We start from the raw sequence: 17866 nt of genomic DNA on the forward strand, positions 1-17866 counted from the left end.
GCTGCGTTAATTCCGATGACGGAAAACGGCAATGAATCGTCCGAATCGAATCAATCAACGTATCGAAAGAGCCTTGAGAAGAAGAGAAGATGACGCTGAAAACGATGTCCAGCTTGGCTGTGTCGCCGGCGCCGTCATTGAATTGGGTTGCGAAGGAAGCTGGTGCGAAGCAGTCGTGGAGAAGTCGGGCGCTTTCCCTATTTCGCCAAATGTATGGCGTTTTCCGTCAACGCGAATCGCCGCGCTGCAGCATCAGTAATATCCGATCGCGGTAAGACAAGCCGCCGGGAAAGCGACGGCGGACTGTGCAATGCGGCCTGATGCCCGTCAAGCGAGACGGGTATCGAGGCATCTGAACGGAGCGTAGGTCATCGCTCTTCAACCCAGTCATTTGAAGTCTGCAGATCGACTCCGCCTTTAGCGCACTGCCAATGAGAAATCGCTTTTCGTTACTTATTCGACGCTTGTCCCTTTGTTCGGTGCTCTCGCTTGGCGCTTGTGCATTTGCGCCGGGGATGAGTTTCGACCCGCACAGGCCGATCGACCCGGACAACCCGTCATCGGTGCCGGTGATTACGCCGATTACGTTCAAGCTGATCGAGCAGGAATCGTCGGCGCGCAAGCAAGCGATCGCGGCGGACACCAGCTACGCGTCGTTGATCGGACCGGCTCCCGCATACCGGATCGGACCGCAGGACGTGCTGTCGATCATCGTCTGGGATCACCCCGAACTCGTGATGCCGAATCTGAGTTACGCGATCGGTACGGATTCCAGTGCTTCGCCGCCGAATGTCGGAATGACCGCGCAAAGTCTGCCGGGCTTCGTCGTCAGTAAAGACGGCTATGTGCAGTTCCCGTATGTGAAGAAGATCAGGGCGAGTGGACTTACCGAACTTCAGCTTCAGCAGGAACTGATCGATCGCCTGAAACAGGACATCAATGATCCGCAGATCACCGTGCGTGTGGTCGGCTATCGGAGTCAGAAAGCGTATATCGATGGCGAGGTTCGCCTACCGGGCGTCAAGCAGATCACCGACGTGCCGATGACGCTCGCGGAGATGCTGAATCAGGCAAGCGGCGTAGCGGCGACGGGTGATCTGAGCCGAATCGAATTGACCCGCGGTGGCGTCACGCATCTGATCGACATTCCTGAAATGCTCAGTCGCGGGCTCAATCCCAAGGACATTGCAATTCACGATCAGGACTCGATTCGCGTTCCGCCGCTGGCCGAGCATCGGGTCGTGGTGTCCGGCGAAGTCGTCAAGCCGGGGCCTGTCGTGTTCAGGACGAACGGTCGCCTGACGTTGAGTGACGCGCTCGGCGACGCGGGTGGAGTGAGTCAGTTGAGTGCGGACGCAAGTGAAATCTATGTGGTGCGCGCCAAGTCGGACGACGGAATGCCGAAAATTTTCCACCTCGACAGCAAATCACCGGCGGGAATGGTACTTGCCGCAGACTTTGAAATGAAGCCGGACGACGTTGTGTATGTCGATGCGCCTGGCGTGATCCGATGGTATCGGGTCGTGACGCCGCTGGTGGGCAGCGCGACCGGCGCGTATTACCTGCAACGTACGGCATCGGGTAACTGAATATGGTCCAGTCGCTACTGGTGGTCTGCATCGGCAACATCTGTCGAAGTCCGATGGCCGAGGGAATTTTGCGCGCGCGCTTGCGCGATGTTCGGGTGGAGTCGGCCGGGCTCGGCGCGCTTATCGGCCACCCCGCCGATGCACACGCTTGCGAGTTGATGCGCGAGCGCGGCATCACGATCGACGATCACCGCGCGCGGCCGCTCACGGCGCCGCTGTGCACGCGCTCGGATGTGATCTTCGTGATGGACGCAAAGCAGAAGCAGAGTGTGGTCAATCGCTATCCGGTCACGCGAGGGAAAGTTTTCCGGTTGGGCGAATTCGTCGATCAGGATATTTTCGATCCGTACGGAGGCGATCGTGCGGATTTTCAGGCGTGTCTCGGCCTGATCGACCGCGCGATCGAAGACTGGATCGAGCGGCTCAAAGTCGTGGCTTAACCGAGCGGATGTCTGTGCCGCATGTTCGTCCCTTCGCTACCTTGGCAGCTATTTGATGACGCAAACTAATTTGCCTCCTGCGGGCGCACCCGATAGCGAGGAAGAGCTGGATTTCGTGACGATCCTCGACGTGCTGATCGAAAGCCGCTGGCTGATCGGCATGGTCGCGGTCTTCTTCGTGGTGGCCGGCGCGCTTTACGCGTTTCTGAGCAATCCGGTGTATGAAGCCGATCTGCTGATCCAGGTGGAGGACAGCCCGGAAAGCTCCGCGGAAAAGGGCTTGCTGGGCGATGTGTCGTCGTTGTTCGACGTGAAATCGACGGCCGCCGCCGAAAGCCAGATTCTCGCGTCGCGCCTCGTCGTCACGCGCGCGGTCGACAATCTCAAACTGTATATCGACGCTCAGCCACGCTATTTCCCGTTGATCGGAAACTGGATAGCGCGTCGCAACCATCAGCTCTCTACGCCAGGCCTGTTCGGTATGGGTGGCTATGCGTGGGGGGATGAACGTATCGACGTCGCGCAGTTCGATGTGCCGGCGTCGATCGAAGATGACAAGTTCCGCCTGACCTTGATCGATGCGGCGCGCTACCGTCTGAGCGGCGACGATCTCAACGAGCCGTTTATCGGCCGGGTGGGCAAACTCGAATCGATACCGTCGTGTTGCGGCGCCATATCGTTGTGGGTGAAATCCGTTCATGCCGAGCCGGGGACGCAATTCGTGCTTCGACGCCATTCGCGGATGAAGAGCATTACCGACTTGCAGACCAATCTCGACGTCGAAGAGAAGGTGAAGCAGTCGGGTGTATTGATCGCGAGTCTGCTAGATACCGACCCGGTGCGCGTCGCGGCGGAGTTGAATGCCGTCGGTGACCAGTACATCCGGCAGAACGTTGACCGGAAGTCCGCGGAAGCCGCGCAGTCTCTGGAGTTTCTGAACTCGCAACTGCCTGTGATCAAACAGCGGCTCGACGTAGCGCAGGAACGCTATACGGCGGCACGCAATAAACTCGGCAGCATCGACCTGACCGAAGAGGCGAAGGTCGTATTGCAGCAGTCCGTCGATGCCAAGACGAAGTTGCTCGAACTCGAAGAGCAACGCGAAGGTCTGGCAGCGCGTTTCAATGCTCATCACCCGGCCATTCGCACCATTGACTCGCAGATTGCGACATTGCGCCAATACAGCGACGCGGCAACGTCGAGGATCAAGCAGTTGCCCGATGTTCAGCAGCAGATCGTGCAATTGCAACTCGACGTTCAGGTGAATACGGATCTGTACACGTCGCTGCTGAACAACTTCCAGCAATTGCAGCTCGTCAAGGCAGGCAAAACGGGCAATGTGCGCCTCGTCGATACGGCGGCCATTCCGGAGAAGCCTGTCAAGCCGAAGAAGATCATCATTCTTGGCGGTTCGCTGGTTGTCGGCCTGTTTAGCGGTGCGGTAGTCGCGTTCATCCGCAACATGCTGTTCCGCGGCGTCAGCGATCCGACCGAAATGGAGCGCCGCACGGGCTTGCATGTGTACGCGACGGTGCCGCTGAGCAAACGCCAACTGGAGCTGAGTCGCGCCGCGAATGACAAGAAAGCGGGCATCCATGTGCTGGCTGCGGATTCACCTCGCGATCCGTCTATCGAGAGCCTGCGCAGCCTGCGTACCGCGTTGCAGTTTGCCATGGTCAATGCGCGCAACAACGTCGTGCTGTTGACCGGACCAGCGCCGGGCGTCGGCAAGTCTTTCGTGTCGGTCAATTTCGCGGCAGTGCTCGCAGCAGGCGGCAAGAAAGTGCTGCTGATCGACGGCGACTTGCGCAAGGGGCATTTGCACCAATCGTTCGGACATGAACGCGGATTTGGCTTTTCGGAACTGGTGTCGGGATTGGCGACGCTCGATCAGGTACTACGCCGCGACCTGGTTCCGCAACTGGATTTCGTTTCGACTGGAACGCTGCCGAAAAATCCCGCGGAACTGTTGTTGGGCGAACGAGTGGGGACGTGTTTCGACGAACTGTCGAAGCGATACGACGTCGTGCTGATCGACACGGCGCCGGTACTCGCGGCAGCGGACGCTGGCATTCTCGCGCCGAATGCGGGCACCGTGTTCCTCGTCGCTCGTGCGGCGGTTACGAAAGCGGGCGAGATCACCGAGGCGATCAAGCGCCTTGCGCAGAACGGCGTCGAGGCGAACGGCGTGCTGTTCAACGGCCTGAATCTGGCGCACGCGCGGTATGGCTATGGTTCCAAATATGGCTCATATCGCTACTCCGCCTATGAATATGGCGACGAGGTACGCGGCTAGCGCGAACGGTGTTCGGGTATTGCGTGCATGGCGGTCGGTGTCGACCGGCCTAACTCTTTCTGACGTGGATGTGAATGATGAACAAGCAGGATCGGGTAGTCGAAATTGCCGGCTCGGTGACGGTGTCGAACCGCTTGCCGTTTGTACTGTTCGGCGGCATCAATGTTCTCGAAGATCTCGACTCGACATTGCATGCTTGCCGCCACTATGTGAATACGACGACGAAGCTGAACATTCCATTCGTGTTCAAGGCGTCGTTCGATAAGGCGAATCGTTCGTCGATCCACTCCTATCGTGGAGTCGGTATCGAAGAAGGTTTGAGGATTTTCGAAGCGGTCAAACGGGAGTTCGGCGTGCCGGTCATTACCGACGTGCACGAGCCCGAGCAGGCCGCTCGTGTTGCGGAAGTCGTCGACGTGCTGCAGGTACCGGCATTTCTGGCGCGGCAGACAGACCTCGTGGTCGCGATTGCGAAGACGGGGCGCGTCATCAACATCAAGAAGCCGCAATTCACGAGTCCCACGCAGGTCGCGCACATCGTCGGCAAATGCCGTGAAGCGGGTAACGACAACGTCATTCTGTGCGAACGCGGCAGTTCGTTTGGCTACGACAACCTGGTGGTCGACATGCTCGGCTTCCGGCAGATGATCGACGCGTCGGATGGCGCACCGGTGATCTTCGATGTCACGCATAGTCTGCAATACCGTGATCCAGGCGGTGCAGCGTCGGCTGGCCGGCGCCACCAGGTTGTCGAGCTTGCGCGCGCCGGTCTCGCGATCGGGCTCGGCGGTCTGTTTCTCGAAGCGCATGAAGACCCGGATCGCGCGCGCTGCGATGGCCCGAGCGCGCTTCCGCTCGCGATGCTCGAGCCATTTCTGCGGCAAATGAAGGATCTCGACGATCTGATCAAAAGCTTCCCCACATTGGATATTCAATGAGCCCGCGAAGAACGTATCGGGGAAATGTCCGCCTCGTGCTATTCGACGTCGACGGTGTACTCACCGATGGCTCACTGCATTTCACTAGCGACGGCGAGTTCATCAAGTCATTCAATGTGCGCGATGGTGTGGCAATCGGCCTGCTGCACGAATACGGCATAGCGAGCGGCATCCTGTCTGGCAGATCGAGTGCGTCGCTGACGCGGCGCGCCAAGGAACTCGGCTTCGACGTGGTGGTGACAGGCAGCAGCGACAAGCTGTCCGCGTATGAAGCGATCAAACAGCAGCGAGGACTGATCGACGAGCAGATTGCCTACGTTGGCGACGATGTCATCGATCTGCCGGTGATGTTGCGCGTGGGGCGCGCATTCGCGCCCGGCGACGCGCACGTGCTTGCGTTGCGTTATGCCGATCACGTCACGCGCGCACGCGGTGGTCACGGCGTGGCCCGGGAAGTGGCGGAAAACGTGCTGCTCGCCGATGGAATGACACTCGACGAGATCTACAGGGCGTTTTCGAGCGGGGAGGTGCGCAGTGCAATCGTTCAGTAAGCGAGGCTCGATTCACGTCGTGATTCCGGCGCGCTTCGGGTCGAGCCGCTTGCCCGGCAAGCCGCTGATCGATCTGGCCGGCGTGCCGATGATCGTGCGCGTCTATCAGGTTGTGCGGGCGGCATTGAGCGCGACGGTGAACATCGTCGTTGCGACCGACGACGAGCGGATCGTCGAACGTCTCGAAGCCGATGGAATCCCCGTTCGGCTGACCGATCCCGGCCATCAGTCGGGAACCGAGCGGTGCGCGCAAGTCGCGCGCGAGCTTGGTTGGAGTCCCACGGATCTGATCGTCAATGTGCAGGGTGACGAGCCGCTGGTGCCGCAGGCGTTGCTCGCGTCGTTCGTGCAGTTTTGCATGGACACGCAGCCGCTCGATATGGCGACCGTTGCAGTGCCGCTGACTGACGCGGCTCATTTGACCGATCCGAGCGTCGTCAAATTGACGGTGGCTGCCACGGGGCACGCGATCGTGTTTTCGCGTTCGGCGATTCCGTTTTACCGGGATGTGCCGCGAGATGCTTGGCCGTTGTTCGCGTACTTGAGGCATGTCGGTATCTACGCATATCGATGCTCGGCGTTATTCCGGCTGACTGCCGCACCCGCGTGCGAGTTGGAGGAGATCGAACGGCTCGAACAACTGCGCGCGATCTGGCTGGGCATGCCGATCCGGGTATTCAGGTGGCCGGAGTCGCCGCCGCCCGGTGTCGATACGCAGGAGGACGTGGCGCGGGTCAGGGAAATACTCTTCGTGAATACCTTGGGAAGATCATGACGTCTGTCGATTACATGTCATCGGCGAAGCGGGTTTTCGCGTTGGAGTCGAATGCGGTCGCCGCGCTCGCCGCACGTCTCGACGATGATTACGGGCAAGCCGTCGCGCGCATTCTCGACACACGCGGGCGCGTGATTGTGTGTGGAATGGGCAAGTCGGGCATCGTCGGCAGAAAAATTGCGGCGACGCTCGCGAGTACCGGCACGCCTGCTTTCTTTATGCATCCGGGTGAGGCCTATCACGGTGATCTAGGCATGGTCACCAGCGACGATGTGTTTCTGGCCATTTCGAATTCGGGTGAAACACACGAGGTCGTGCAACTGCTGCCGTTTCTGCGCGGCAACCTGAACTTCGTCATCGCAATGACCGGCAATCGTGGCTCGACGCTGGCGCGCGCCGCGCATTGTCATCTGGATATCGGTGTCGAGAAAGAGGCGTGTCCGCTTCAGCTTGCACCCACCGCGTCGACCACGGCGACGCTGGCAATGGGTGATGCGCTCGCCGTCACGTTGATGGAAGCGCGCGATTTCAAGCCGGAGGGATTCGCGCGCTTTCATCCTGGCGGATCGCTTGGACGGCGTTTGCTGAGCACCGTGGGCGACGAAATGGCGAGCAGCGAACTGCCGTTCGTCACTCCCGGCGCGAAGGTCATGGAAATCGTCAGCGAGATGACGCGCGGCAGTCTTGGGATTGCGATCGTTTGTGATGAAACCTGCACGGGTCTGATTACGGACGGCGACGTGCGCCGCCTGATCGAGGCTCACGGCCCGCATGCGTTCGATAAGAGCGCGCGCGACTTCATGTCGAAAGATCCCACGATGGTTTCGCCCGCGACGCGCGTCGGCGATGCGTTGGCCTTACTCGATGAACGGCGCATTACGTCGTTGCTGGTAGCAGAGAGCGGTCGCATCGTCGGCGTTTTCAAAAAGTAGTTTCCGCAAGCAGTTGGCGAATGTCTGAATGCGCCAACGATATGGCTGACGGGCAAATAGTCGTCCTTTTACGATGCAGCGCGTAAGAATCATTAACCAAGAGAACTTCAATGATCCTGGTAACGGGTGGTGCTGGCTTTATCGGCGCAAATTTTGTCATCGACTGGCTTGCCGGTCACGATGAGCCGGTACTCAACGTCGACAAGCTGACCTATGCCGGCAACTACGGCACGTTGCAGGCACTGCGCGACGATCCTCGTCATGTGTTCGTGTGCGAAGATATCGGCAATCGCGCGGCGATGAGCGCTATCTTCGAGCGATATCGGCCGCGTGCCGTCGTGCATTTCGCGGCGGAAAGCCATGTCGATCGTTCGATCGACGAGCCGCGCGAATTTATCGATGCCAACGTGACCGGCACCAGCGAGCTGGTCGATGTTGCTCGGCTCTATTGGGAGCGCTTGAGTGGCGCCGAGCATCGGGAGTTTCGCTTTCTGCATGTGTCCACCGACGAGGTGTACGGCTCCCTGTCAGTCGTCGATCCCGCATTTACGGAGACCACGCCGTACGCGCCGAATAGTCCCTACGCAGCATCTAAAGCCAGTTCGGACCATATCGTGCGTGCGTATCACCACACCTATGGTCTACCCACGCTAACGACGAATTGCTCGAATAACTACGGGCCCTACCAGTTCCCGGAAAAGCTGATTCCGTTGATGATTCAGCGCGCACTGACGGGTGACGAACTACCTGTGTACGGCGATGGCCGCAACGTGCGCGACTGGTTGTATGTGGGCGATCATTGCGACGCAATCCGCACTGTATTGGCGCGCGGCGTACCGGGGCAGACCTATAACGTTGGCGGCAACAACGAAAAGACCAATGTCGAAGTCGTGCATTTCATCTGCGATCTTCTCGATGCGATAAAGCCGCGCGAGAACGGCAGCTACCGCGAGCAGATCAGGTTCGTCACCGACCGTAAAGGGCATGACCGGCGTTATGCGATCAACGCAATGAAATTGCGCCGTGAATTCGGCTGGGTACCTCGCGAAACCTTCCCGAGTGGTTTGGAGAAAACGGTTCGGTGGTACATCGAAAACGGCGCATGGCTGGAAGACATTCGTTCCGGCGCATATCGCCGCTGGAATCCGCAAAGCGCACTGAAGAGAGCATGAACGATGGACGCAAGCCGAAAGGGCATTATTCTCGCGGGCGGATCCGGTACGCGGCTGTACCCGATTACGCGCGTGATCTCCAAGCAGATGCTGCCGATTTACGACAAGCCGATGATTTACTATCCGCTGTCCACGTTGATGATGTCGGGCATCCGCGAGGTACTGCTGATCTCGACGCCGGACGACACGCCGCGGTTCGCGGCGATGCTCGGCGACGGCGCGCAATGGGGCATGCAGATTTCGTATGCTGTGCAGCAGTCGCCTGACGGGCTTGCGCAGGCATTCGTCATCGGCCGGGAATTCGTCGGTGGAAAGCCATCGGCGCTGATTCTGGGCGATAACATTTTCTACGGCGCCGACCTGGGCGCGCATCTGGGCAATGCGCATTCGAGAGCGAAGGGCGCGACGATCTTCGGTTATCACGTACACGACCCACAGCGTTATGGCGTCGTGGAGACCGATACGTGGGGAAGGGTATTGTCGATCGAAGAGAAGCCTGCGAAGCCGCGTTCGAACTTTGCGGTAACAGGTCTCTATTTCTATGACGGCGACGTCTGCGATATTGCCGCCGATATCCGACCGTCCGCACGCGGCGAACTGGAAATCACCGATGTGAACCAGCATTACCTCGAACGCGAAGCACTTCATCTGGAGACGTTGGGCAGAGGCTTCGCTTGGTTCGATACGGGCACGCACGAATCGCTGATCAACGCGGCGACTTTTATTGCAACGCTGCAGCAGAGGCAGGGCCTGCTCGTTGCCAGCCCCGAGGAAATCGCATTCCGGCGCGGCTGGATCGATGGGGGACAACTGGCTCGCCTCGCCGCGCCGCTGCAAAAGACCGGCTATGGCCGGTATCTGTCTTCGCTTATTTCGACGATCGATTCATGACCATTCAAGTTCAACATACCGCGATTGCCGATGTAAAAATCATCGAGCCGCGCGTGTTCGGCGATGCGCGTGGCGCGTTCCTGGAAACATTCAACCAGACCGAATTCGAAGCGAAGGTGGCGCGCGGCTATACGTTCGTGCAGGACAACCACTCGGTGTCGATGCGCAATGTGCTGCGCGGTCTGCACTATCAGATCCAGCATCCGCAGGGAAAACTGGTGCGGGTAGTCGTGGGCGAGGTGTTCGATGTTGCAGTCGATTTGCGGCGCTGGTCTCCTACTTTCGGGCGCTGGGTAGGTGTGCGGTTGTCCGCGGCGAACCGCCGGCAGTTATGGATTCCGCCGGGTTTTGCGCATGGCTTCGTGGTTTTGTCGGATGTCGCCGAGTTCCTTTATAAAACCACGGCTCTCTGGCACCCCGAACACGAGCGCACGCTGCTGTGGAACGATCCAGACGTGGCCGTCGAGTGGGAATTCAGTGGCGAACCGCTGGTCTCATCGAAAGATGCCGTGGGTAGCCGCTTTAACGAGGCCGAGGTTTTCTGATGAGAATCGCAATCACCGGTGTGCGCGGACAGCTCGGCTGGGAGCTGGTACGTTCGCTTTCACCACTGGGAGAAGTGATCCGCTGGGACCGCGAGATTGCGGATCTCAGCAGGCCCGTGTTGCTCGACGGCTTGCTCAGGTATTACCAGCCGGACGTGATCGTCAACGCCGCGGCCTACACGGCGGTGGATAAAGCGGAAGACGATCGTGTCACCGCGCGGCTCGTCAATACCGAGTCGGTCGACGTGATGGCTCGCGCGGCGAAACGAACCGGTGCATTGCTGATTCATTTCTCTACCGACTACGTATTCGACGGAAAGTCGGCGGAACCGTATTCGGAAGATTGCGACACGTCGCCGTTGAATGTGTACGGCGCAACCAAGCGCGACGGCGAACTCGCGGTCATCGCGTCCGAATGCGATCACCTGATTTTCCGCACTTCCTGGGTGTATGCGACACGCGGCGCCAACTTCATGCTGACGATGCTGCGGCTTGCGCAAGAGCGCGAACTGCTAAAGATCGTCGACGATCAGATTGGTGCACCGACGCCGGCCACGATGTTGGCCAATTCGACCGCTCATGCCATTTCGCAAGCGATGTGCGAGCGTCGCGAAGGACGTTTCAAAAGCGGACTGTTTCATTTGACCGCGCACGGCGTAACGAGCTGGCACGGCTACGCGTCCGCGATCATCGACTATGCGCGCAATCTGGCGCCGTCGGGCCGCGTTCGCGTCAAACACATCGAGGCCGTGCCCAGCGAAGCGTTTCCGACGCGAGCGGCCCGGCCGCGCAATTCCGCGCTCAATAACGATCGCTTTGGCGAGCGCTTTGGACTGATGCGTCCGCACTGGTGGGACGCGCTTGCTCAAACGCTGGATGAGCGGTTCGAGCGTCGCGCCTGATCATTCTTCGGGATTGCTCGACCACTGCGGCATGCGTTAAGAGTTCGTACGTGAACCCTGTTTGCTGATCCTGTATTCGGTCGGCGTGGTAAGCAGATGTTTGCGGAACAGCTTGGCGAGCCGACCACCACTGCCAATGCCACAACGACGGGCAATCTTATCGACGGGCAGGCTTGTCTTCGCGAGAAGACGGCAACTCATGTCGAGTCGCGAATGGAGCAGGTACTCGGATGGCGTTACGCCCATCTCGCTCTTGAAGCGCCGCAGAAAATTCCGCTCGCTCATTACCGCGACCTGCGCGGCGTCGTCGATCGAAATGGCGCGCGCGCAGTTCGCCTCCAGCCACTGCGCGGAGGCCTGAATCTTGTCGCTGACGTGCGAAGCGGTTTTGGTGCGCAACGTCGCGCTGAATTGCGTATCGCCCTGGGGCGCGACCCAGTCGGCCACCTGTTGAGCGACTTCCTGCCCGAGATCGTCGCCGACGATACGCAATGCGGTACGCAGCGGATTGGGCCAATCGACGAAGGGGCGCGTCGGAAATGTACTGGCCGCGCGGCTGTCGTCAGCGCGAGTGCCGTTGACGTTTGAATAACCCGATGCTTCGAGCAGAAGGCGTCCCTCCGCGATCGGATGGACAATGCCGCTTTTTGGAAACACGTAGCGAAGCCATACGGTCAGGCGGGCGTCGCGGAATGCGTGCGTTGCGCCGGCGCCGCCGGCAATGAATAGCGCGTGAAAGTGATCGTCGCGCGCACGCGACTCGACGCTTTCGGTCCATATGAATACCGAGGATGAACTGGCGACACGTCCGCCGGAAGCAGATAGCAGCGATACTTCATAGCGTGTTCGACGCGACGCGCGCGTGTCATCCAGTGCATTTGCCGACTGGAATATTTCAATGACGGAAGCAACATCCGGCAGAGCAAATCCATTAAACAAGGCTATGCCGATATGCTTTATATAAGGGGTTTCTGGCAAAGCGGATGTTTGAGGTACATTCTTATGCTTCACGTTGCAAAGAATCTCCATCGTACTTCCCCGGTAATGAGTGGCTTGCCGGCTATCTCTAGGCCGCTATTATTGTTTGAACGAATGCTACATAAGGTTGCTGCAATGCATTAATTACTGGCCGAATTTGCCAAGGTGTTGGCTAAAATCACCAAATTGGTGCTGTCGTGCCAAGCGGGGCGCTATTAAGTGATAGATGATTTTCGATTAAATATCGATATGGTGGATTTTTATTTGAATCGTTATTTCCATATTTTTTTTGGAATTAATAATTGGTTGTTAATTAAATAAAAATTGGCATATCTTTGAGTTGAAAATTTCAGCGTAAAAAATCAGGATATTTGTCTTTAATGACAAAACGGTTGTCATCGGATTGAATGGGAAATGCCGCGCGCGGCAGGCGGATTCCAGCATGTTGCGAATGTCGCGAAGAAGCGAGCGATATTCGTCCGTAGAGATGAACGGTGAGCTTAAGCGATGGTGTGAGACAGCCCCAGCCTGATCGTCACAAGTCCGGTTTTGTCGTATTCGAATAGACGCGATTTCACTCTCAGAACGCCGTCGAATCCCAGATCGTCGATCTTCATGGTCACGTTGTCGCCGACCAGCGGAAGGTATTGAGCGGCGCTCTTGCCGGTGGTGCGGTACGTGCCGAAGCCAGTGGTGTACTCGAACACATAGGTCACTTCTTCGTTCATGTGCGCTCCGCTGATGCGTATTCCGTTTAGCCGCGTGACTGGAACCCGTTTGCGATGAAGGAAAAAAAAGATCCTGCCGCTCCGAAGGAGCGGCAGGTTAAAAATCGAGGGGGGTTCGGGGTGTCGGAGAGACGCGCCCCTCGAAAGGCCAAGCGGAGTGTAGTCGCTTAAGCGGAATGCCGAAGGAGGGCGGCGGATTCGGTCAAGCTGTTGACCGAACATGACACGAGATGAATTGCGCCTGTTTTGCGGCCTGTTTTGCAGGCTGTCTCGCGGTATGAATCGAGCGGCAGCGCTCGGGTAATAAGCGAACTGCAAATCATGGGTGAAGGGATCAAAGCACTCGGCCGCGCTGTGGAAAAGCCATTTCGTTATCCCAGCGATCGTTGCACTGTCAGAAAGAAGTCCATCCTCAGCTTGCCCACGGGCAAACAAAGATGGCGCTCCATTTCGGCTCGCCTGCGCGGCGCACGACATCATCAGCACGCGATAACGACATACCCATCGCCCGTCAACCTGACAAATCCATATCAATCGTCCTTCAGTTCAATATCCGCACAACAGCCATTGAGTTTACGAAATTGGCTTGCTAGTATCCCACGTGATGCAATCAGTTGATTGTTCCGGTTTCTAATTAAACCGTGCTGATGCCGTAGCTTGCCGTTTTTTCCAATCGCCAGATTTGACTGTGGATTCAGGACTAACGATGGCTCTTTCCCTCTCGCTCGCAGCACGTGTCACCGAATTGAAGCCGTCGGCCACCGTCGAAATGACGGAGCGCCTGCGTGCCGCGCGCGCCGCGGGACGCAGAATACTGAGCCTGTCGAGCGGCGATCCTAATATAGAAACCGACGAGCGGATTATCGATGCCGCTGAACGCGCGATGCGGGCCGGCGACACGCACTATGGTCCCGCGGCTGGAATGCCCGCGCTGCGCGAGGCCATCGTCGAGCGAGAACGGCGCAGCTCGGGCGCGCTTTATAAAGAGAGCGACATTCTGATTACGCCGGGCGGCAAGTTCGCGCTGCTGGCGGCGCTGATGGGCACTGTTTCGCCGGGCGACGAGGTCATCGTTCCAGAGCCGGGCTGGGTCAGCTACGGACCCTGCGTCAAACTGTGCGGCGGTACCCCGGTGATCGTACCGATGCTCGACCGGATCGACCGCGCGGTGATCGAACGCGCCATCACGCCGCGCACCAAGGCGATCATTGTCAATTCACCGGTTAATCCTAGCGGCCGCGTACTGCCGCAGGACGAGATCGACACCGTGCTGGAACTGGCCGAGCGGCACAACCTCGCGGTGGTATTCGATCAGGTGTATTCGGATTTGCTGCATGAGGGCGATTTCGCCTATCCGCAGGCTACCGAAATGGGCCGCGCGCGTACGTTCGTGGTCGACAGTTTCTCGAAGACATTCGGCATGACCGGCTGGCGACTCGGTTATCTGGCCACGCCAACGGGCATGGCAAAAACGATTCAGCGCTTTATCCAGCACTCGATCTATTGCGTGCCGGGTTTTATCCAGGCGGCCGGACTCGAGGCACTCGGACTCTATGATGAACTGGTGCCTGTCTATCGCGAGCGCTTTCGCGCGCGGCAGTTGCGTGTGGCCGCGAGTCTCGATCGTATCGACGGTATCGAATGCAGCGCGCCGCGCGCCAGCTTTTACCTGTTTCCGCGCGTAGCCATCGATGACAGCGCGCTTGCCAGTGCGTGGCTCGACAAGCTCGACGTGTCGTCGCTGCCGGGTTCCGCATTTGGCGCGGCGGGTGCGGGACATCTTCGCTTATCGGTGTCGTCGAGCGACGCGGACATCGATGAAGCGCTCGAACGAATCGCGAGATTCGGCTGCGGCTTATAACCGGTCCGACTGACGCAGTTCATTCAAGCAGTTCATCGAAGCAGGGCGCGGCCAATAACGCGCCGATAAGGGAAATACAAGAGGCCAATCCGGCTCGCTTACACTGATTCATCTACCTGGTTTGGTCAGCCAGCCTACTGACCTGATTGATTTCTCGTCGAGGAACACGATGAATTTGAGCCATGTATGGCCGAGGGCCGCGCGAATCCTGATGTTGAGTCTGGCGATGCTGGTGAGCGCGGCGCCGTTGTCGACGGCTCATGCGCAGGTGACGGATGGCGTCGCGCTGGTCAAGCAGCGCGGAAAACTACTGGCGGGCGTCAAATACGACACGCCGCCATTCGGCTTTCTCGACGACAACAATCAGCCGACCGGTTTCGATCTCGACATCGTGCGGCTCGTTGCAAAGCGTCTGGGTGTGCCGGTCGAATTCGTCAAAGTGACGTCGCCCACGCGCATTCCGGTACTGGTAAGCGGCAATGTCGACCTCGTCGCCGCGTCGATGACGCGCACGCCCGAGCGCGCGAAGGTGATCGATTTCAGTATCACCTACTATGTCGGTCATCAATCGCTGCTGGTCCCGAAGGACAGTACGATCAAGGGACCGCAGGATTTGCAGGGCAAGCGCGTGACCGTGCAGCAGGCCACCACGCTCGAACAGACGATCGCCAAAGTCGCACCGGGCGCGCAGGCGATGAGCTTCAAGGATTACAACAGCGCGTGGCTGGCACTTGCACAAGGCCGCGCGGATGCGCTGACCGGCAGCGAATACATCTTGCGCGCCTTCATGAAGAACAATCCGAACTTCAAGATCGTCGGGCAGCCGTTCAGCTCCGAGCCGTTTGCGATCGGTGTGCGCAAGGGTAATACCGCGCTGCTGACGCAGATCAACGGCGCATTGAACGATGCGTGGAAGAGCGGCGAATATCAGAAGATCTACCAGAAGTGGTTTGGATTCGCGCCGACCGTTGCCGTGGGTTCGGATAATTAACCCGTGATCGTGCGCACAGCCGGCGGTTATTTCGCATCGTTCGAAGAAATGGGCCACCCGTGAATTATTCGTTCGATTGGAGCGCGCTGTGGGAGCACCGTGACCTGATCGTCAGCGGTTTCGTCACCACGGTCGAACTGGCGTCGATCTCGCTGATACTGGCGACGCTGATTGGTGTAGTGATCGGTACTTGCGGTGCCACTGGCGCTCGCGGTTTGCGTGCGCTGGCCATCGGCTGGGTCGAGCTGATACGCAGCATACCGCTGCTGATCCACATGTACATCTGGTACATGGCGCTCGCGATGCTGAAGTTACCGGCCTTTGCGTGCGCGACGCTTGCGCTTTCGATCTATTCGTCCGCCTATGTTGCCGAAGTCGTGCGAGCCGGCATTCTCGGTTTGCCGGCCGGTCAGGCGAAAGCGGGATTGGCCTGCGGCCTCACGGAGTTCCAGACGCTACGTCTGATCGTTTATCCGCAGGTGTTGCGCCGCATTCTGCCGTCGCTGGCGAGCGTTTTTTCGCAACTGATCAAGGACTCGTCGTTGGCTTCCGTGATTGCGGTCGCCGACATCACGTACCAGGCTGGCGCGCTCGATGGTCTGACGTTTCGCACCTTCGAGGTCTATACGATGACGCTCGTGCTTTATCTGGTGCTGGTCAGCATCGTCAATCGCTTGCTCGGCATGCTGGTCGGTGCGTCGATACGCTCATCGGCGTCTGCGTCGACGGCAAAACCTTCGAAGGGGCTGCGCGATGCATAGCGTGCTCGTCACGAATAGTCATTTCTTTGCCGCGGGACTGCTGGCGACACTGCAAATCTCGGCTATTTCGATCGTATGCGGCACGGCGATCGGCGTAGTCGTGGCGCTGCTGCGCTATTTGCACGTGCCGGTCGTCGCGCGGGTTTGCGCGCTATATGTCGAATTGATGCAAGGCGCGCCGCTGCTGGTCGTGTTGCTGTTCTGCTATTTCGCGCTGCCCGCGCTGCTCGCCTACAAGACTTCCGCGTACTGGGCGAGTGTGCTGTCGTTCTCGATCTTTATCGGCGCTTATCTGTCCGAGGACATTCGTTCCGGCTTGAGATCGGTCAACCCCAAACTCATTCAGGCGGGGCTCGCCAGTGGTCTCACGTATTTGCAGGTGCTGCGCCTGATCGTGTTGCCTATCGGCGTACGTTCGGTGATTCCGCCGATCATTAGCCAATACGTGCGGCTGATCAAGTTCACGTCGGTGGCGTCGATCATCAATGTGCAGGAATTGACCGGCAATGCGCTGCTCGTCAATGCGCGCGTGTTCGAGCCCGCGCTGATTCTCGGCTTCGTCGCCGTTGTCTATCTGGTTGTCTGCCAGGCGGTCTCGTTGTTCGGTCGCTGGCTGAGTGCGCGTTTCGCGGTACGGACCTGAGCGATTGAATATGATGTGCAATGACGCGTTGAACCACGAAGAACCCTTGGTGAATCCTTCTGCTCCAGCGGAAACCTCCGCCGCGCCCACTATGATCGAGATTCGCAACGTATCGAAATCGTATGGCGACATACCCATCCTGCAGGATTGCTCGCTGTCGGTTAAACGCGGTGAAGTGGTCGTGATTTGCGGGCCGTCCGGTTCCGGCAAAAGCACGTTGATAAAGTGTGTGAACGGGTTGGAGCCGTATCAGTCGGGCAGTATCAAAGTGGCCGGCACGGAAGTCGGTGCGCGGAATACGAACTTGCCCAAACTGCGCGCCAAAGTCGGCATGGTGTTCCAGAGCTTCGAGCTTTATCCGCACCTGTCGGTACTCGATAACGTGATGCTGGCGCAAATCCATGTACTGCGCCGCTCGCGCGAAGAAGCACGCAATCGTGCGATGGCGCTGTTGACGCGGGTCGGGCTGGCCGAGCGCGCGCACAGAATGCCGGTGGATTTGTCCGGCGGTCAGCAGCAACGGGTAGCAATTGCACGTACGCTTGCGCTCGATCCGGACGCGATGCTGCTCGACGAGCCGACATCCGCGCTCGATCCCGAGATGGTCAGCGAAGTACTGGACGTGATTACCGCGCTCGCTCGCGACGGCATGACGATGATGGTCGTCACGCACGAAATGGGATTCGCGCGCCGTGTCGCCGATCGGGTGATCTTCATGGATCACGGGCGCGTGGTCGAAGATGCGCCGAAGGAGGCATTTTTTGCCGCGCCCGCGAGCCCGCGCGCGAGAGAGTTCCTGGCCAGGATTCTGGCTCACTGAAGCCGGATCGGCGGAACACTCCATTGAAACTTGCCGACAGTCGGTCACTGCCA

At 58.7% G+C, this 17866-nt stretch carries 19 protein-coding genes; 17 read left to right on the top strand and 2 right to left on the bottom strand.

The window, feature by feature from the left end:
• Window positions 1–31: 31 nt before the first annotated feature.
• The 12 genes from L0U82_RS35380 to rfbD all read left to right on the top strand — a co-directional run bounded on the left by L0U82_RS35380 (window position 32) and on the right by rfbD (window position 11031).
• Entirely contained in the window at window positions 32–259 is a 228-nt protein-coding gene (locus tag L0U82_RS35380) for a hypothetical protein (RefSeq protein ID WP_233838325.1), read from the top strand.
• Window positions 260–515: 256 nt separating this feature from the next.
• Window positions 516–1589 carry a polysaccharide biosynthesis/export family protein gene (locus tag L0U82_RS35385; RefSeq protein WP_233838326.1) on the top strand — a complete coding sequence of 358 codons (1074 nt, stop codon included), beginning with the start codon at window positions 516–518 and terminating at the stop codon, window positions 1587–1589.
• Window positions 1590–1591: 2 nt separating this feature from the next.
• A complete protein-coding gene (locus L0U82_RS35390) occupies window positions 1592–2029 on the top strand; it encodes a low molecular weight protein-tyrosine-phosphatase (RefSeq protein WP_233838328.1) in 438 nt (145 codons plus the stop codon).
• 55 nt (window positions 2030–2084) lie between these two features.
• Window positions 2085–4325 carry a polysaccharide biosynthesis tyrosine autokinase gene (locus tag L0U82_RS35395; protein ID WP_233838335.1) on the top strand — a complete coding sequence of 747 codons (2241 nt, stop codon included), beginning with the start codon at window positions 2085–2087 and terminating at the stop codon, window positions 4323–4325.
• Between the two features lie 77 nt (window positions 4326–4402).
• Window positions 4403–5263, top strand: a complete 861-nt coding sequence (gene kdsA / locus L0U82_RS35400) for a 3-deoxy-8-phosphooctulonate synthase (RefSeq protein WP_233838340.1) — start codon at window positions 4403–4405, stop codon at window positions 5261–5263.
• Window positions 5260–5814 (top strand): KdsC family phosphatase, encoded by a 555-nt coding sequence (locus tag L0U82_RS35405; protein ID WP_233838341.1) that lies wholly within the window; start codon window positions 5260–5262, stop codon window positions 5812–5814. Before kdsA ends, L0U82_RS35405 begins: the two co-directional genes overlap by 4 nt.
• A complete protein-coding gene (gene kdsB, locus L0U82_RS35410) occupies window positions 5798–6589 on the top strand; it encodes a 3-deoxy-manno-octulosonate cytidylyltransferase (protein ID WP_233838342.1) in 792 nt (263 codons plus the stop codon). The genes L0U82_RS35405 and kdsB overlap by 17 nt, the downstream gene beginning before the upstream one ends.
• Window positions 6586–7521 (top strand): KpsF/GutQ family sugar-phosphate isomerase, encoded by a 936-nt coding sequence (locus L0U82_RS35415; RefSeq protein WP_233838343.1) that lies wholly within the window; start codon window positions 6586–6588, stop codon window positions 7519–7521. The genes kdsB and L0U82_RS35415 overlap by 4 nt, the downstream gene beginning before the upstream one ends.
• A gap of 110 nt (window positions 7522–7631) precedes the next feature.
• The gene (rfbB, locus tag L0U82_RS35420) at window positions 7632–8693 is read left to right on the top strand and encodes a dTDP-glucose 4,6-dehydratase (protein ID WP_233838344.1); all 1062 of its coding nucleotides are present in this window, start codon (window positions 7632–7634) and stop codon (window positions 8691–8693) included.
• A 3-nt stretch (window positions 8694–8696) separates the two neighbouring features.
• Window positions 8697–9584: a glucose-1-phosphate thymidylyltransferase RfbA gene (gene rfbA / locus L0U82_RS35425; protein ID WP_233838346.1), complete on the top strand. Its 888-nt coding sequence runs from the start codon at window positions 8697–8699 to the stop codon at window positions 9582–9584.
• On the top strand, window positions 9581–10129 hold the full coding sequence (gene rfbC / locus L0U82_RS35430) for a dTDP-4-dehydrorhamnose 3,5-epimerase (protein WP_233838354.1): 549 nt from the start codon (window positions 9581–9583) through the stop codon (window positions 10127–10129). The genes rfbA and rfbC overlap by 4 nt, the downstream gene beginning before the upstream one ends.
• Window positions 10129–11031: a dTDP-4-dehydrorhamnose reductase gene (rfbD, locus tag L0U82_RS35435; protein ID WP_233838357.1), complete on the top strand. Its 903-nt coding sequence runs from the start codon at window positions 10129–10131 to the stop codon at window positions 11029–11031. The genes rfbC and rfbD overlap by 1 nt, the downstream gene beginning before the upstream one ends.
• A gap of 36 nt (window positions 11032–11067) precedes the next feature.
• On the opposite strand, the gene L0U82_RS35440 is transcribed toward rfbD, so the two are convergent.
• Both L0U82_RS35440 and L0U82_RS35445 read right to left on the bottom strand, forming a co-directional pair.
• Window positions 11068–12060, bottom strand: a complete 993-nt coding sequence (locus L0U82_RS35440) for a GlxA family transcriptional regulator (RefSeq protein ID WP_233838358.1) — start codon at window positions 12058–12060, stop codon at window positions 11068–11070.
• A gap of 449 nt (window positions 12061–12509) precedes the next feature.
• On the bottom strand, window positions 12510–12737 hold the full coding sequence (locus L0U82_RS35445; protein WP_233838359.1) for a hypothetical protein: 228 nt from the start codon (window positions 12735–12737) through the stop codon (window positions 12510–12512).
• 706 nt (window positions 12738–13443) lie between these two features.
• On the opposite strand from L0U82_RS35445, the gene L0U82_RS35450 reads away from it, so the two are divergent.
• The 5 genes from L0U82_RS35450 to L0U82_RS35470 all read left to right on the top strand — a co-directional run bounded on the left by L0U82_RS35450 (window position 13444) and on the right by L0U82_RS35470 (window position 17813).
• Window positions 13444–14598, top strand: a complete 1155-nt coding sequence (locus L0U82_RS35450; protein WP_233838360.1) for a pyridoxal phosphate-dependent aminotransferase — start codon at window positions 13444–13446, stop codon at window positions 14596–14598.
• A 169-nt stretch (window positions 14599–14767) separates the two neighbouring features.
• Window positions 14768–15589 (top strand): transporter substrate-binding domain-containing protein, encoded by an 822-nt coding sequence (locus L0U82_RS35455; protein ID WP_233838361.1) that lies wholly within the window; start codon window positions 14768–14770, stop codon window positions 15587–15589.
• 59 nt (window positions 15590–15648) lie between these two features.
• The gene (locus L0U82_RS35460) at window positions 15649–16350 is read left to right on the top strand and encodes an amino acid ABC transporter permease (protein ID WP_233838362.1); all 702 of its coding nucleotides are present in this window, start codon (window positions 15649–15651) and stop codon (window positions 16348–16350) included.
• Window positions 16343–16993, top strand: coding sequence for an amino acid ABC transporter permease (locus L0U82_RS35465; RefSeq protein WP_233838363.1), 651 nt, complete (start codon window positions 16343–16345; stop codon window positions 16991–16993). Before L0U82_RS35460 ends, L0U82_RS35465 begins: the two co-directional genes overlap by 8 nt.
• A gap of 91 nt (window positions 16994–17084) precedes the next feature.
• On the top strand, window positions 17085–17813 hold the full coding sequence (locus L0U82_RS35470; RefSeq protein WP_233838365.1) for an amino acid ABC transporter ATP-binding protein: 729 nt from the start codon (window positions 17085–17087) through the stop codon (window positions 17811–17813).
• Window positions 17814–17866 lie beyond the last annotated feature (53 nt).

Origin of the sequence: Paraburkholderia sp. ZP32-5 (assembly GCF_021390495.1) — a bacterium.
Lineage (GTDB): Bacteria > Pseudomonadota > Gammaproteobacteria > Burkholderiales > Burkholderiaceae > Paraburkholderia.